The organism is Luteimonas huabeiensis HB2 (assembly GCF_000559025.1).
Lineage (GTDB): Bacteria > Pseudomonadota > Gammaproteobacteria > Xanthomonadales > Xanthomonadaceae > Luteimonas > Luteimonas huabeiensis.
Genome location: NZ_JAAN01000007.1, coordinates 1 through 446 on the forward strand (window position 1 = coordinate 1; position 446 = coordinate 446).

Consider the following 446-nt stretch of genomic DNA (forward strand, 5'->3'; position numbering starts at 1 on the left):
CCTGCTGCCGCTGCCCGGGGCGCTGCAGCCGCTGCGCCCGTACTGGCTGGCGCTGGTGGTCGCCTACTGGGTCATCGAGGACGACGGCCGCCGCGGGCTGGGCTTCGCCTTCGCGGTGGGGCTGATCGGCGACCTCGCCTTCGGCGGGCTGCTGGGCGAGCACGCGTTGCGCCTGGTGGTGATGGCCTTCATCCTGCAGCGCTTCCGCAACCAGATGGCGCTGTGGCCGCCGCTGTTCGTGCTGCTCGATACCCTGCGCGCCAGCCGCAGGAAGGCGCGCTGAATGATCGGGGCCGCGCGCCAGCGCCGGGTGCGCAATCCCGCCGCCGAGGCGGAGCAGTTCCGCCGCCGCGCGCTGGTCGGCTTCGCCTGCGTGGTGCTGGCGCTGGGCGGCCTGGCGGCCTGGTACTTCAAGCTGCAGGTGCTCGACCACGGCGACTACGTGC

The 446-nt window shown here is 73.5% G+C and carries 1 protein-coding gene; it reads left to right on the forward strand.

Annotation, left to right across the window (positions count from 1 at the left end; genetic code table 11):
• Positions 1–283 (forward strand): rod shape-determining protein MreD (mreD, locus tag Z164_RS19755; RefSeq protein WP_024889033.1); only part of this gene is annotated, 283 nt, incomplete at its 5' end.
• Positions 284–446: the final 163 nt, after the last annotated feature.